We start from the raw sequence: 13962 nt of genomic DNA, 5'->3' as shown, positions 1-13962 counted from the left end.
CATCAATTTGGAGATTGAGCTCCGCATTTCCTTTTTGGCGTTTTTTCTCTTTTCCTTGTTTCTTCTCAATAGCAGCTTCGAGTAACTGTGAATACATTTCAAATCCGACGGAATCGATAAAACCAGATTGAGAAGCCCCTAAAATATTCCCGGCACCACGAATAGACAAATCTCGCATAGCAATCTTAAAACCAGACCCCAATTCAGTGAATCCTTTAATGGCTTCAAGACGCTTTTCAGAAACTTCTGTCAAGGTTTTGTCCGGCCGGTACATCAAGTAGGCATAGGCAATGCGATTGCTTCGTCCAACCCGGCCTCGCAATTGGTAAAGGGTAGACAAGCCCATATGGTCGGCATTTTCAATAAAGAGGGTATTGGCATTGGGGATATCCACACCTGTTTCAATGATAGTGGTTGTAACTAAAATATCATACTCACCTTCAATGAAGTCCATCAAGGTGTTTTCCAACCGCACTTCACTCATCTGTCCATGGACAAACCCAATAGAGGCTTCTGGAACTAATTCTTGTAGTTCTGAAACCTTTTGCTCAATGGTATCTACCTTGTTGTAGAGATAATAAACCTGACCTCCCCGATCCATCTCCCGACGAATAGCATCTCGGATAATGGTTGGATTGGTTTCTAAGACATAGGTTTGAACAGGATAACGATTGGTCGGCGGGGTTTCAATAACGGACAAATCCCGAATCCCCAACATAGACATATGAAGGGTACGAGGAATGGGCGTTGCCGTTAAGGTTAAGACATCGACTTTTTTCTTTAACTCCTTGAGAGTTTCCTTGTGTTTGACACCGAACCGTTGCTCCTCATCAATCACGATAAGACCGAGATCCGCAAATTCCACATCCTTAGATAAAAGGCGGTGGGTACCAATCAGGATATCGACCTGGCCTTTTTTTAGTTTTTCCAAGGTTTCTTTTTGCTCAGCACGACTACGGAAACGACTCAAGACATCAACTTCTACTGGAAAGGCTTCGAAGCGTTCTTTGAAATTGGCATAATGCTGTTGAGCTAGGACTGTTGTCGGAACTAATACGGCTACTTGTTTATGGTCCTTAACAGCTTTAAAGGCTGCTCGCATAGCAACTTCTGTCTTCCCAAAACCCACATCTCCAACCAAGAGGCGATCCATAGGGCTTGAAGACTCCATGTCCTTCTTGATTTCTTGGATAGAGCGAATCTGATCATCTGTTTCAACATAGGGAAAAGCTTGATCAAAAGCTTCTTGGTTCTCATCGTCTGGAGTAAAGGCAAAGCCTTGCAATTGGCTTCGCTCTGCATAGAGTTGAATCAGATCATCTGCAATATCCTCTACTTCCTGACGGACCTTTTGTTTAGCCTTTTGGAAGCGACCATCGTTGAGTTTGTTGATTTTAGGAGGTTTGCCATCACTCGCAACATACTTGGACAGCATCTGGATTTGATCCACAGGGATGGAAATCCGGTCTCCGTTTTGATATTGGATGGAGACGTAGTCTCGATGGACGCCAGAAATTTCAATGGTTTCTAGTCCCAAATACTGACCAATTCCATGAACCTGGTGAACAACGTAGTCTCCCTTTTCCAACTCATTGTAGTTTTTTAACCGCTCCGCGTTAGAAATAGTTTGCCGACGAATCTTTCGTTTAACCTTTTTCTGGAAGATTTCTGTCTCTGTAATCAGGACAATCTTCTCATCCACAAAGTGGAAACCACGCGCCAACCCACCAATGATCAACTGGCTCTGTCCTGGATGAAGCTGATCGGGTGCAAGATAATCCAGTTGGATCCCGTAGTCTCTCAAGTGCTCTTGTAACTGGTGGAGGCCTTGTTTACTCGTCACCTGAAGAATGACTGTGTAGTCTTGTTTACGGAAACGGTCAATTTCATCTTTTAAAAGAGAGAACTGACTGAAGAATTCCTGCATGGGGTATTGGTTAAAAGAATAGAGGGCATCAAATCGCAGATTTCCCAGGCCTTTTTGAAAATTTGAAAAATAAGAAGCTGGTTTATAAGTGCGTAAGAGTGCGCTATTGTCCGCAAAATACTGGGCTTCAGCGAAAGAGCGACTCTTTTGTAGATCCTCTGTCAAAAGGTTAGCAACTTCTACATCAAACCGCGCCTCCTGATCCATGATTTTATGGTAATCATCCAAAAAAAGAGGAGCATGTTTGGGGAGGTAATCAAAGAGAGTGTAGGTTTGCTGATAAAAAAGAGAGAGAAATTTTCGACTATCTGCATGGAGACGCTGGTGATGCGCTTCTGTGAGAATCTCAGTCAAATAGGATTTTAGCTCTGGATGAGGACTTTTTTGAATCAGATTTTCTAGATTCTTCTGTCCTCTTAAAAAATCATCTTTAGTTAGTAACATATCACTAACTGGATGAACTGTTACCGCATCTAGATTTTCTAGTGAACGTTGAGTCTCTGGAGAAAAAGTCCGAATGCCATCAATCTCATCTCCAAAAAATTCTAGTCGATAAGGGAAATCTTGACTGGCTTCAAAAAGATCTAAAATATCCCCTCGAAGACTAAACTCTCCCTGTTGGCTTACCTGTGAAACCTTTTGATAGCCCATGGCCAGGAGGGTATCTTTCAACTCTGTCAGATTTTTTTCTTCTCCAACAGAGAAAGATTGAATCATAGAGCTGACAGTCTTTGGATTAGGTAAGAGCAAACGACTACCACTTACATTGGCAATGACGATCCCTTCTTTTTCTGGAGCTAAAAGAAAATCCAGAGCTTCCAGACGAGAAAAGACCCGTTCCTGGGAAGCAAAGACAAACTCTGCCAAAGGATTGTCATCTCCGAGGAAAAGATAGACCTTTTCTTCGCCTAATAATCCCAATAAATCACTGGCGAGCCGTTCTGCTTCATTTTGGGAAGAGGTCAAGACCAAGACCTTGTGTCCGTCTTCGACAACTGTCGCCATGGTAATAGCTTTTGTAGACGAAGACAGTCCTAGTAGAAGAGAGCGACTTCTTTTTTGCTGGTCTTGTTGCCATTTTCTGATATCTTTATTCTGTTGAAATAGATCAACCAGTGTCTTATATTTATCCATTGTATTGTTGCATTGTTTTTTCAAACTGCCCTTCTTTTAAATAAAAGCGAAGAGCTTCCTCTGATTTGTCGATAGCAAGGAGGATGGTGGCATAATCATCCTGATCGAATTTTCCTAAGACATGGTGGACTACTGACATGCCCTGCTTAGGTCTTCCAATGCCAATCTTGATTCGATTAAAGGTCTGAGTTCCAATATGATTAATAATTGATTTAATTCCATTATGACCTCCAGCAGATCCTTTGGCACGAAGACGAATCTTGCCGACTTCCATATCCAAGTCGTCATAAATAACGACCAAATCTTCCACCTCTAGGCCATAATAGGTCAAAAGCGCGTGCACGGCCTTGCCACTCTCATTCATGAAAGTGGTTGGCTTTACAAAATAGACCTTTTCGCCATTTAAAAATGTTGAGGCAATATCAGCTTGAAAAATCTTATCATGGGAGAAAGTAAGATTTAAAGACTTTGCAATTTGATCAACTAACATAAAGCCTACATTGTGTTTGGTTTCAACATACTTATCACCTGGATTTCCCAATCCAACAATTAATTTCGTCATCTCTTTCCTTTCAAAACACTAAAAGGGTTGGAAATATTTTTTCCAACCTTTACATCTTTCTTAAACATTGAAACGGAATTCCATGATGTCCCCGTCTTGGACAACATATTCTTTTCCTTCTTCGCGCAAGCGTCCTGCTTCTTTTACAGCCTTTTCAGAACCGTATTTGACCAAATCATCATAGGACATGGTCACAGCACGAATAAATCCTTTTTCAAAGTCAGAGTGGATGATTCCAGCTGCTTGAGGAGCTTTCATACCACGTTTGAAAGTCCAAGCGCGAACTTCTTTTTCACCAGCTGTGAAGTAAGTTCCAAGTCCAAGTAAATGGTAAGCTGCACGAGTCAATTTATCCACACCTGATTCTGTCAAACCAATAGCTTCAAGAAACTCTTTTTTATCTTCATCGTCTAATTCAGAAATTTCTTCTTCCGCACGCGCAGAAATCACCACTACCTCTGCATTTTCTGTTTCTGCAAATTCACGAATTTGCTTCACATAATCGATCGATTCTGGGTCTCCAACCACATCCTCATCCACATTCGCTACATACAGAACTGGTTTAGTAGTCAAGAGGAAGAGACCTTTGACAACTTTTTGTTCTTCGTCTGTGAATTCGATGGTACGAGCTGACTTCCCATCTTCCAGAACTGGCTTAATCTTTTGAAGGACGTTAAATTCTGCAACGGAATCCTTGTCTTTTTGCGTACGTGCCATCTTTTCCACACGCGCATAGCGTTTATTCACAGATTCTAGGTCAGCCAAAATCAACTCTAGGTTAATAGTATCAATGTCTGCTAGTGGATCGACAAAGGCATCTTCACGCCCTTGCTCCCGCATGACATTTTCATCATCAAAAGCACGTACCACATGGACAATAGCATCCACTTCACGGATGTTGGCCAAGAATTTATTACCCAGACCTTCCCCTTTAGAAGCACCTTTTACAATCCCTGCAATATCTGTGAATTCAAAGGTTGTCGGCACTGTCTTCTTAGGAGTGATCATTTCCGTTAATTTTTGGAGACGTTCATCTGGAACTTCTACCATTCCAACGTTTGGATCAATGGTCGCAAAGGGATAGTTTGCAGCCTCTGCTCCTGCTTTTGTAATTGCGTTAAATAGGGTTGATTTACCAACGTTTGGCAAACCAACGATACCTGCTGTTAAAGCCATTTTTCTTCTTCTCCGTTCACATTTCAATCCCTTTTATTATAACATAATTCAAAGCACAAGATGATGAAAAAATGCTCTCCCTTAAAACTAACAGTCACCTGTCCAATTCCATAAGAATATGGTATAATCAAACCAATAATAATAAAGGAGTTTTCGTCATGAAAAAACTATCAATTAAATCGATCCTTCTGCCTCTTTTAGCTATCTTTACTCTCTTTCTTCTGGGAGCTTGTGGACAAAGTACAAAAAAAGGTTACCTTCAATTAATTAACCAAGATAAGAAAACAGACATTCGTGTCATTGTTGAATATCAGGGGGATAAAATTCTAAGTACAGATTCTACAAGTGTTATCTATTACGAAGGTACAGGATTGCCAAAAGAACAATTAAAAAAAGTTATTGATGAATACGATAAAAAATTCAAAGATGTCAAAGGATTCTCACACTCTGCAGAATACAAGGATGACTATGTTATTGAGAAAACAAAGATCGATTATACCAAGGCAGATTTAAAAGAATTACAAGAAAATCAGTTAATTGCTGCACAAGAAAATCAAAATGTTGATTACATTGGCTACAAGACAACACTTAAAACCTTTAAATCTAATGGCTTCAAAGAAGTAAAAGATGGAAAATTTGAAGAATTAAAATAATACAAAAGGTTCAGTCACCTAGATGACTGAACCTTTTACAATACTTTTTTTAATTTTTGATCGAAATCATGACGGCTCATCATGACCATATGATCACAATTGCTACAACGAATTTTGATATCTGCCCCTACTCGCCGAATTTCCCAACGATTGGCTTTTTTCCCTGTTGCTTTGATGATACAAGCATGGGGTTTTTTCATTTCTACAAAATCACCGACCTGATACATGGATTTTCCTTTCATCAACATAGAAGACGAAAAGCTAGCCTGTTCAATGCTAGCTTTTGGCCCTTAATTGGTCCGAACTGGTGTAATTAATTGAATGAAGCGTTCAGATTCCTCTGCTGGTACCAATGTAAAGGGACGAACTGCAGAGATAAAGCGAATGACGACTTTTTCACTTTCAATGGCTTTCAAAGCGTCGATTAAATAAGTTGGATTAAAGCTGATGTTTAAATCATCTCCAGAAACTGCTTCTGTATCAATTTCTTCATTCACGCGCCCTACTTCAGGAGAATTGACGTGGGCAGAAACAACCCCACTAGCGATTTCTAATTTAACAGTACCGTTTTGAGTAGCATTAGACAACAGGCGGGCCCGTTCCATGGCTTGGCGAAGATGAGCAACTTTAAAGGTTACTTCCGAACTAAACTCTGTTGGAATCAAGCGATCCGTATCTGGATAGTTTCCTTCCAACAGACGTGTATAGAAACTGATATTGTCACTTCTAAATAAAATCTGGTTATTGGCAAAGAAGACTTCAACCTGTTCAATCTCATCTGAAAAGACAGACGTTAATTCGCGTAAAGAACGGCTTGGAATCACAACATCAAAGTTATCCCCATTTTTTTCAAGGGTAATATTTTTTTGACTCATTCGATGAGAATCCGTTGCCACCGTTTTTAATTCCTTGTGATCAGAAAGAACAAAATGAACTCCTGTCAAAATCGGACGACTTTCTTGGGTACTTGCTGCAAAAGCTGTCTCAGAAATGATTTTCTTCAAGGTTTGAATTGGGAGCGTTAGAGGGTTGCTGGCTGAAATTTCTTGAATGCGAGGATATTGTTCTGCATCTTTCCCTTTAAGGGTAATTTCTGATTTTCCACTAACTAATACAATTTGTTTTTGTTCGATTTCTTTCACATCTAAAACGACATCTGGTAGACTGGACACAACATTGATAAAGAAAGTTGCTTCTAAAAGAATAGCACCTGGTGTCGTTACTAGAAGGCCTGCATTTTCATCTTTAACAGAAATAAAGTATTCGATTGAAATTTGTCCATTTGATCCAATGAGAGTAATACCTTCAGAAGTGACATCAATCTTAATAGTGGATAAGATTGGAATTGCATTTTTTGAACTAATGGCTCTTTTTGTCGTATTTAAAGCTTGTAGAAAATAAGCCTTGTTAATAGAAAAATTGATCATGAGATCTCCTTTTATTATTTTAGTATTAGTAAGTTAATAGTAATAGTAGAGTGTGTGGAACATGTGGAAAACTCTTCTAAAGCCAGACAGGACTTGAAAAGTGCCTTGTTCACAACATGTGGAAAAATAAGCGAGTTTTTCTAGGATTGTCCACATGGGATTACTTTAATTTTTTCTTGATGGTTTGAATCTCAAGTCTGAGATTGTCATCAATTTCGATCATCCCTTTGATTTTTTCATAAGCATGCATGACCGTTGTGTGGTCTTTTCCTCCAAATTCACGACCGATACGAGGAAGACTATTGTCGGTCATCTCGCGGGCGAGGTACATAGCTACTTGTCGAGCTAGGACAATATTTTGAACCCGTCGAGAGCCTTTCATTTCATTGACACTGACATTGTAAAATTTTCCAACTTCCGTTTGAATCTTTTCAATAGGAATCACTGTAATTTGTAAGGCTTCATTCTTACGAGCTCGAATGGCTTCAGCTGCGACATCTATTGTAATATCTTTGATTTTTTTAACTCTTGCCACAAGAGAGATATCATTCAACGCACCCTCTAAGTCTCGGACGTTAGAATCAAATTGACCTGCTAGGTATTCGAGTGTATCATCCGGGAAAGTAAAGTCCAGGTCTTCGATTTTATTTCTCAAAATAGCGATTCGAGTTTCAAAATCTGGTGGTGTAATATTTTGCGTCAAGCCCCACTTAAAGCGCGTGACTAGACGTTCTTCTAAGCTATCTAAATGATCAGGACTACGATCGCTGGTTAGGACAATCTGCTTATTATCCCCATAAAGAGCATTAAAGGTATTAAAGAACTCTTCTTGAGTTGTAACCTTTTTTCCTCCAAGCGATTGAATATCATCAATTAAGAGCAAATCCAAGTTTCGATAGGTTTTTTTAAAGGTATCCATATCATTGAGGCGAAGACGCTCTAAAAATTCATTGATAAAGGATTCTGCTGGGATGTATTTTACTCGAGCATTTGGGTAGTTTTCCATAATCTGATTCCCAATCGCGTTGAGCAAATGCGTTTTACCTAAACCGGGTCCTCCATAGATAAATAAAGGATTATAAGTTGTAGCAAGGTTTTCAGAAACTGCTAAAGCGGCAGCCAAAGCCCATTGATTTCCATCTCCACTTACAAAATTATCAAAGGTGTATTTCTTTCTTAATCCTGTTTGGATAGGAGGCAAATCTACTATCGGAGCATGGCTCACTGCATAGTCTCTATTCATTTCTGAAAGGGGAATAAACTCTTTTTCTTCTTCCTCCTCTTCAAGATTGAATTGATAGGAAATGGTTAATTCTACTGCATAAATTTCAAATCCAGCAGTCAAAATCACCTTTGTCATATTCTCTTCCCAGAATAATTTTTTTACTTCCGCATCTAAATAAATAACGGCTTCTTGTTGATCGACTTTGATGAGTCTTGATGTAAGGACAAAATAGTCAAAGATTTCTTTTTTAAATGTCTTTTTACTTAATTCAATCACACGATTCCAGAATGTTTCTTCTCTTGACACTTATCGCCCTCCTATTCATTTTTTACTTGCTATGTTTTTCTTATTTTATCATAAAAGAAGGGAGTTTTCCACAACTTGTTCTAAGGGAATAAAAAAGAGCTTTTTCCACAATATGTGAATAGTTATCCCCAATGTGTGTAGAAGTTTTCCACAAGTTGGGGATAAGAAAGAAGAAAGTAGGAATATCAAGTAAGGAGGAGTTTTAAAGAAGTGGATAAATCTGTTAATTGTGCTATAAAAAATAACAGCCTCATTTGAGACTGTTAATAATTCGTTGGTATTCATCAAGGTTGTTAAATGAAATATGAATACTACCTTTTTCTTGTTTTGTCAGACGGATTTCTACTTCGGTTCCCAGCATCTTTTTTAATCTGTTTTCTTCCTGTGCTAAAAAGAGTTCTTTCTCTTTTTTACTTGGCCTTTTCTTTTTTTGACCAACCTTTTCTTCCAAACTACGAACGCTTAGTCCTTCTTTCAGGGTTCGTTCCAACCAATAGATTTGTAGATCTTCTTTTAAAGGAACTAAAATGCGGGCATGTCCTTGTGAAATTTGATCATTTTTGATGGCTTCTTTGACAGCTGGTGAGAGATGAAGTAAACGGACCATGTTGCTGATGTAAGGACGAGATTTTCCCATAAATTGTGCAATTTCTTCATGGGTAGCCCCTTTATCAATAAGATGTTGGTAGGATTCGGCCTCTTCAATTGGATTCAAATCTTCCCTTTGTAAATTTTCGATAATGGCTTGTTTGATCATGTCATCATCTGATAATTCTCTTATAATCGCAGGGATTTCTTTGAAACCAGCCATTTGAGCTGCTCGGTAGCGTCTTTCTCCAGCAAGTAGTTCATAACCAACAATCGGAGATTTTCGAACAATAATGGGCTGGATTAATCCATTTTCTTTGATTGAAGCTGCGAGTTCTTCTAATTTCTCTTGTACAAAGGTTTGACGAGGTTGAAAAGGATTGGTTCGTATTTGCCTTATGTCAATAATATCAATTTTTTCCATGATGTATATAGCATAACACACCTTTACAATTTCGTAAAGGTGTGTTGACACTGTTGTAAATTTACTTAATTTCCAAGATTTTCTGTAGATTTTGTCAGCTCAATGGTCGCTGTTTTTTGCTTACCATCTCTATAGAAAATGACTTTAATTTTATCACCAATTTGATGAGAATAGAGGGCAGATTGTAAATCCGCAGTTGATTCAATGGTTGTATCATCGATTTTTGTAATGATATCTAATCGACGCAAATATTTGGATGCCGGCATATCATTTTCGACTGAGCGGACAAGAACTCCACCTTTGAGTTTGCTTGGAATGTCTAATTGGCTAAGATCAGAAGAGGATAGGTTAGCCAGGTCCATCATGGTAATTCCAAGAGCTGGACGAATGACTTTACCATTTTTTTCTAAATGTTCAATAATATTTTGCACATCATTTATAGGAATAGCAAATCCCATTCCTTCAACCGCAGTTTGGCCATTTGAAGAGATTTTACTTGAGGTAATTCCGATGACTTGTCCCTGAATATTGATAAGGGGACCACCAGAATTCCCTGGGTTGATGGCAGCGTCCGTTTGTAACGCTTTTGTAGATACGTTTTGGCCATCTTCTGATTTGAGCTTCACAGTACGTCCGAGACTAGAAACAATCCCTTGGGTAACGGAATTGGCAAATTTTGTTCCTAAAGGACTACCAATAGCGATTGCGGTCTCTCCAACAGTCAACTTAGATGAATCTCCAAATTCAGCCACAGTCGTAACATTATCTGAACTGATTTTAACAACCGCAATATCTGAGAAAGTATCAGAACCGACAACTTCTCCGGAAACTTTATTTCCGTCTGCAAAGAGAATATCGACTTCTGTTGCTCCCATCAACACGTGAGCATTGGTTACTAGATAAGCGTCTTTACCATCTTTTTTATAGATAACTCCTGAACCTTCACTAGCCACTTCTGGATCAGAATCTGTTTCTCCATTGATGAAGCCTTTTTCAGAAGTTTCAGCGTAGGTAATAACAGAAACAACAGCATTTTTAACCTTATCAACGGCTTCACTAGTTGATGTTGTATTCTTATAAGCACGATTGACTTTGGTAGATTTTATTTCTTGGCTAGAATTTGTAGAATTCCCTTTGGTAAACTGGAAAGAGGTTAAGGTTCCTAAGATTCCTCCAGTAAACCCAATGACAAGAACAAGCAAAAGTTGCAAAATTTTTTTTAGAAAATTTGATGATTGTTTCATAGTTTTCTCCTATTGTTCCAATTATGGAAAAGTATAGACCTAGTTTCTTAATTATAACTTAAAATGGAAATTTTTTCCACAAGTTGTGGAAAACTGTGTATAAGTGTGAAAAACGTGAATATAGAGCCATTTTTTGAAAGATAGATGCTGGTCTATTTGTTGAAGACTTGTGTATAAGTTCATTTGTGTTAGAATATGAATATGAAAATTAAAATTGTAACAGTTGGAAAATTAAAAGAAAAGTATTTAAAAGATGGAATCGCCGAATATACGAAACGCTTGGGGCGGTTTACGAAGCTAGAATTGATAGAATTGCCGGATGAAAAAACTCCTGATCGAGCCAGTGATTTAGAAAACCAGCAAATCCTGGAAAAAGAAGGAAATCGTATACTAGCTAAAGTTGGAGATCGTGAGTATGTGATTGCCTTAGCGATTGAAGGGCAACAATTTCCATCTGAGAAGTTTAGTCAAACCTTAGAAGAGGTCACTGTACGAGGGTATTCTGAAATTACCTTCGTGATTGGAGGAAGTCTAGGTTTGTCCCCAGCAGTTAAAAAACGAGCGAATTTACTTATGAGTTTTGGAAAGTTAACCCTTCCCCATCAATTGATGAAGCTTGTTTTAATCGAACAAATCTACCGGGCATTTATGATTCAACAGGGAAGTCCTTACCATAAATGAATCTTGACGCTCCTCCTATTTTCTGATAGAATAAAAAGACATCTGGTCTCATAGCTCAGCTGGATAGAGCATTCGCCTTCTAAGCGAACGGTCGCAGGTTCGAATCCTGCTGGGATCAAAATAAAAAAACGTGATTTTTACAGAAATCACGTTTTTTTATTACTTAGTTTTTTAAAAAACTAGATTTTTTCTAAACAGATGGGATAAAAAAATTGTAAAAACTAGATTTTTTGTTCCAAATAGCTGTAAAAATGAACCAAATAGCGGAAATGTTAAAAAAGCTTTTGATTTTTTACTAAAATTTATGTATATTAAATTTAATAATTTAATAATCAAATAAATTATAAGGAGATTTTTTTTATGAAAAACAATCCATCGACAGTTTCTAAAGCATTTAAGGTTCTTACAGAAAAAGAATTGCAGCAAATTTGTGGAGGGGATAAACATTCAAAAATTATTATTAGAGATTTATTTAAAAAAGGTAAAAAATAATGTCCATGAATTATGTGTATTTTATTCTCATTGGATTACCCTTGATTTTATCTTATCCATTAATTGATAGACAATTAAAACATAAGCATTCAAAATTCTATTTAATTTTAATCATTTCTACTTTACTTTATGTGATATCTTATATTTTAGGATATTTTGAATTAGATTTCTTATACGCTTTCTTTATTTTAGCTTATCCTCTATTTTTTTACGCGTACTATAGATTCTTCTGTAGATATGACCATTTTTTTGCAATTTTATATTCTCTGTTTATTTATCTAGCTTTTGAGACAACAGATACTTTTTTATCAGTAATTTTATCGTCTATAACTGGAGATTACATAGTAACTTATTATTCTATATTTTTTGTTACTCTTATTTCAGTTTTATCGATTGTTATTATTACGAGAATTATTGCCATTCTCGAAGTGAATCTTCTCTATTTTAAAGAGCGGGTTTTTAAGAAATTTGTCCAACAATTGATTGTTAGTTATCTTATTTTAACCTTAGTATTGAATGCTTCTCATTGGATAAGTGATATTGCTCATTTCAATAGTTTTGGTAGCATGGTAGCAACGATTTGCTTCTTGATATTTATCGGAACCATGGTTCAAATGAAGACGGTTCGAGATCGTTATGAAAAGAAAATGGAGTTGAAGCAAAAGAGGTTCGAACAGCGCCAAATGGAGCAGTATATGAATAAAATTCAAGGCCTCTATTTAGAATTAAAAGGTTTTCGTCATGATTTTGGCAATATTATCACTTCCTTAAATTTAGCGATTGAGGAAGAAAATATTGAGGATATTAAACGAATTCAAAGAGATGTTCTTGAGGAATGCTACGGCCAACTCCAAAAAGAAGAATATACAGGATTTGACCTAGGAAATATTCGAGATTCTGCTTTGAGAAGTATCCTAAGTAGGGGATGGATCTATGCGGAGGAAATGGGTGTCAAACTAACCTTTGAAACAGAAGATATTATTGAAAAGGTTCCAATGAGATTGTTGGATCTCGTACGAACTGTTGGAATTTTAGTCAATAATGCTATTGAAGCTGCTAAAATGAGTCAAGAAAAAGAAGTTCAAATAGCGATTTTTAATATGCCGAATGGAGTGCATCTGATCATAAAGAACTCTATTTCTGATGAACCGATTAATTGGAATAAGCTCTATGAAAAAGGATTTTCAACTAAAGGGGATCGTAGAGGAATGGGCCTTGCGATTGTAAAAGAGCTTATTGGAGAATATGCTGCTATTTTTCTAGAGACAGAGTTGATCAATGGAAGATTTACGCAGAGCTTAGTTATTGGAGAGAAAGGAAGATAGATGAATATTGTATTGCTAGAGGACGAAATTTCTCAACAAGTTCGAGTAGAGAAACATGTGAAAGCTATCGCTGAGGAGGAAGGCCTACGATTAAATATTGTTTCCACCAGTAAAATAACTGAACTAAAGGAATATCTAACCAATGGTGATTTTCATCAGCTTTTCTTCCTTGACATTGATATCAAAGGGGATGAAAAAGCTGGTATCAAGGCAGCTCAAATGATTCGTGAGGTCAATCCTTTTGCGATCATTGCCTTTATCACGACGAAATCGGAATTTGCTACTATTACCTATCGTTACAAGGTATCAGCTCTTGAATTTATTGAAAAAACCTTGAATGAAAACTTGTTTAAGGAAAAAATTAGAGAATGTATTCTCTACTTGAAGAAGAATGTGATTGAAAATAAAAATATCATTGATTTCTTTGAGTATAGTTTCAAAAATATGGAAATTCGAGTGCCATATCGAGATATATTGTACATTGAAACAACTGGAGTTTCCCACAAATTGCGACTTGTTGGAAAGAATTTTCAAAAGGAATTTTTAGGGACTATCAAGGATATACTTGAAAAAGATGTGGACAATCATTTCTTCAGTCCTAATCAGTCTTATCTAGTGAATCAAAGAATGATTGTCAGTTTTGATCGTCGCAAGAGACTCTTGATGTTAGAAGAGGAGACAACTTGCCCTGTTTCTCGTACACAGGTGAAAAGGGTCGAAGAATTATTAAATAAAATACAGAAAAAGGCTTGACAATTTTTGAATCGATGGTATAATGGGATATGTTCTGTTAATGAC

13 protein-coding genes and 1 tRNA gene are annotated in these 13962 nt (G+C 37.2%); 6 read left to right on the top strand and 8 right to left on the bottom strand.

Annotated elements, in window-relative coordinates; translation table 11 throughout:
• The 3 genes from mfd to ychF form a co-directional block, all read right to left on the bottom strand.
• Positions 1–3061: transcription-repair coupling factor (gene mfd / locus ACLOR3_RS03195; protein ID WP_412036997.1), on the bottom strand; the 3061-nt coding region annotated here is incomplete at its 3' end.
• Positions 3054–3623: an aminoacyl-tRNA hydrolase gene (gene pth / locus ACLOR3_RS03190; RefSeq protein ID WP_411400208.1), complete on the bottom strand. Its 570-nt coding sequence runs from the start codon at positions 3621–3623 to the stop codon at positions 3054–3056. The genes mfd and pth, both read right to left, overlap by 8 nt.
• Before the next feature lie 60 nt (positions 3624–3683).
• Positions 3684–4799 (bottom strand): redox-regulated ATPase YchF, encoded by a 1116-nt coding sequence (ychF, locus tag ACLOR3_RS03185; protein WP_195324276.1) that lies wholly within the window; start codon positions 4797–4799, stop codon positions 3684–3686.
• Positions 4800–4957: 158 nt separating this feature from the next.
• Between ychF and ACLOR3_RS03180 the strand changes: the two genes are divergently transcribed.
• Entirely contained in the window at positions 4958–5452 is a 495-nt protein-coding gene (locus ACLOR3_RS03180) for a DUF1307 domain-containing protein (protein WP_411400207.1), read from the top strand.
• A gap of 35 nt (positions 5453–5487) precedes the next feature.
• Here the strand turns inward: ACLOR3_RS03180 and ACLOR3_RS03175 are convergent, their stop codons facing one another.
• From ACLOR3_RS03175 to htrA, 5 genes are all read right to left on the bottom strand, one after another.
• Positions 5488–5679 carry a DUF951 domain-containing protein gene (locus ACLOR3_RS03175; protein ID WP_129822612.1) on the bottom strand — a complete coding sequence of 64 codons (192 nt, stop codon included), beginning with the start codon at positions 5677–5679 and terminating at the stop codon, positions 5488–5490.
• 63 nt (positions 5680–5742) lie between these two features.
• Positions 5743–6879 carry a DNA polymerase III subunit beta gene (gene dnaN, locus ACLOR3_RS03170; RefSeq protein ID WP_006595327.1) on the bottom strand — a complete coding sequence of 379 codons (1137 nt, stop codon included), beginning with the start codon at positions 6877–6879 and terminating at the stop codon, positions 5743–5745.
• 160 nt (positions 6880–7039) lie between these two features.
• A complete protein-coding gene (gene dnaA, locus ACLOR3_RS03165; protein WP_048715111.1) occupies positions 7040–8410 on the bottom strand; it encodes a chromosomal replication initiator protein DnaA in 1371 nt (456 codons plus the stop codon).
• Positions 8411–8660: 250 nt separating this feature from the next.
• Positions 8661–9422: a ParB/RepB/Spo0J family partition protein gene (locus ACLOR3_RS03160; RefSeq protein ID WP_195214272.1), complete on the bottom strand. Its 762-nt coding sequence runs from the start codon at positions 9420–9422 to the stop codon at positions 8661–8663.
• A gap of 65 nt (positions 9423–9487) precedes the next feature.
• Complete coding sequence (htrA, locus tag ACLOR3_RS03155) at positions 9488–10666, bottom strand: serine protease HtrA (protein ID WP_411400206.1); 1179 nt, start codon at positions 10664–10666, stop codon at positions 9488–9490.
• Positions 10667–10867: 201 nt separating this feature from the next.
• On the opposite strand from htrA, the gene rlmH reads away from it, so the two are divergent.
• The 5 genes from rlmH (at position 10868) to ACLOR3_RS03130 (ending at position 13917) form a co-directional block, all read left to right on the top strand.
• A complete protein-coding gene (gene rlmH / locus ACLOR3_RS03150; protein ID WP_129269707.1) occupies positions 10868–11347 on the top strand; it encodes a 23S rRNA (pseudouridine(1915)-N(3))-methyltransferase RlmH in 480 nt (159 codons plus the stop codon).
• Positions 11348–11391: 44 nt separating this feature from the next.
• Positions 11392–11465, top strand: a tRNA-Arg gene (locus ACLOR3_RS03145).
• A gap of 242 nt (positions 11466–11707) precedes the next feature.
• Positions 11708–11839 (top strand): bacteriocin, encoded by a 132-nt coding sequence (locus tag ACLOR3_RS03140; protein WP_195324273.1) that lies wholly within the window; start codon positions 11708–11710, stop codon positions 11837–11839.
• Positions 11839–13164: a sensor histidine kinase gene (locus ACLOR3_RS03135; RefSeq protein WP_229102101.1), complete on the top strand. Its 1326-nt coding sequence runs from the start codon at positions 11839–11841 to the stop codon at positions 13162–13164. Before ACLOR3_RS03140 ends, ACLOR3_RS03135 begins: the two co-directional genes overlap by 1 nt.
• Positions 13165–13917 carry a response regulator transcription factor gene (locus ACLOR3_RS03130; RefSeq protein ID WP_154854253.1) on the top strand — a complete coding sequence of 251 codons (753 nt, stop codon included), beginning with the start codon at positions 13165–13167 and terminating at the stop codon, positions 13915–13917.
• The last annotated feature ends 45 nt before the right edge of the window (positions 13918–13962 follow it).

Origin of the sequence: Streptococcus intestinihominis (assembly GCF_046824975.1) — a bacterium.
In the GTDB taxonomy this organism is placed as follows: Bacteria; Bacillota; Bacilli; order Lactobacillales; family Streptococcaceae; genus Streptococcus.
This window is presented reverse-complemented; position numbering and strand designations above follow the sequence as displayed.

Bases quoted from the DNA above. Each gene is read 5' to 3' on its own strand.
- pth (WP_411400208.1), bottom strand. From the start codon at position 3,623: ATGACGAAATTAATTGTTGGATTGGGAAATCCAGGTGATAAGTATGTT.
- ychF (WP_195324276.1), bottom strand. From the start codon at position 4,799: ATGGCTTTAACAGCAGGTATCGTTGGTTTGCCAAACGTTGGTAAATCA.
- ACLOR3_RS03180 (WP_411400207.1), top strand. From the start codon at position 4,958: ATGAAAAAACTATCAATTAAATCGATCCTTCTGCCTCTTTTAGCTATC.
- ACLOR3_RS03175 (WP_129822612.1), bottom strand. From the start codon at position 5,679: ATGTATCAGGTCGGTGATTTTGTAGAAATGAAAAAACCCCATGCTTGT.
- dnaN (WP_006595327.1), bottom strand. From the start codon at position 6,879: ATGATCAATTTTTCTATTAACAAGGCTTATTTTCTACAAGCTTTAAAT.
- ACLOR3_RS03160 (WP_195214272.1), bottom strand. From the start codon at position 9,422: ATGGAAAAAATTGATATTATTGACATAAGGCAAATACGAACCAATCCT.
- htrA (WP_411400206.1), bottom strand. From the start codon at position 10,666: ATGAAACAATCATCAAATTTTCTAAAAAAAATTTTGCAACTTTTGCTT.
- rlmH (WP_129269707.1), top strand. From the start codon at position 10,868: ATGAAAATTAAAATTGTAACAGTTGGAAAATTAAAAGAAAAGTATTTA.
- ACLOR3_RS03140 (WP_195324273.1), top strand. From the start codon at position 11,708: ATGAAAAACAATCCATCGACAGTTTCTAAAGCATTTAAGGTTCTTACA.
- ACLOR3_RS03135 (WP_229102101.1), top strand. From the start codon at position 11,839: ATGTCCATGAATTATGTGTATTTTATTCTCATTGGATTACCCTTGATT.
- ACLOR3_RS03130 (WP_154854253.1), top strand. From the start codon at position 13,165: ATGAATATTGTATTGCTAGAGGACGAAATTTCTCAACAAGTTCGAGTA.